The organism is Pseudoalteromonas sp. BSi20652 (genome assembly GCF_000239855.1).
Classification (GTDB): Bacteria; Pseudomonadota; Gammaproteobacteria; order Enterobacterales; family Alteromonadaceae; genus Pseudoalteromonas.
Window position 1 is genome coordinate 1 of record NZ_BADT01000237.1, and the last position, 957, is coordinate 957.

Annotated in this window: 1 protein-coding gene; it reads right to left on the reverse strand. The window is 38.2% G+C overall.

Features of this window, described 5'->3' with window-relative positions; genetic code table 11:
- On the reverse strand, positions 1–957 hold a 957-nt coding region (locus P20652_RS19235), incomplete at both ends, for an HET-C-related protein (protein WP_033018153.1).

The window sequence follows — 957 nt, forward strand, 5'->3', positions numbered from 1 at the left end:
CGTGACGCAAGTTGATTGAGCTCTTCGGTTGCAAAGCGGCCCTCTTTACCTAACTTAATAATGCTTACTTCAATAAAATTTGAGTGGCTAAAATAATCTTCTAACACATGAAGTGCTTGGCCAAAATGAATTTTGCCTTTATTAGTATCGCCAAACTGCATGGCTAATTTTAGTTGTGTAGTCATATACTGTACAGCAGTATCAAAAGACTGGCCTGCTACTGGGGTATTAATATAGTTTTTAAGCCCAGTTAATGGGTTTATTGCTATTTGCGATTCAATATAGGGTTTTGCAAAGTCCGAATCAATAATGCTGTTATCAAATTGGCCATTGGTTTCAGATTTAGGATTATCCATATGTTCTTCTGCGCGGTACACCCCAAGTGTTTGAGGTGTAACGTACTTGTAACAGAATTTACCAATATCTTCACCAAAGCGACTAAACTCTTTCAAAGCAAGAATAGCGACCAATTCAGTAAGCGCGTTACGAGAAAGCCTAATTGTGTCAAGTTCGGGTTTTAAGTGGCCGCTATTTTGTAAGCGCTTTAAAACGTCTTTACTCGGTCTAACTATAGCGGGATCTATAAATTGTGAAAAATCTCGTAACCAATTACCAAAATATATAATCGGTAAATCTTTTCTGGGGTCAAAGTTTAAATCGGCCAATACAAATTCTATTGAGCGATGACCATACGATGCTGGATTTTTATCATCTCCCGTGCCGGCACCAAAAAACTCAAGCTGTTTAGCCATTCCATCATCAGTTTGGTGCTCTTGATTTACATTGTTGAGCATGTTTGCAATATTCGCATTATCGTAAACGAGAGGGCCTGACGAGTCAGGTGAGCTCAAATTTCCTATTTCGATATTGTTAGATTGAAATAGTTCTAGGTCTAATAAACGATAAGCAAAAATAGCGCCTTCGTCTTGTTTTGCATCTCCACCAACTTTACTCAGT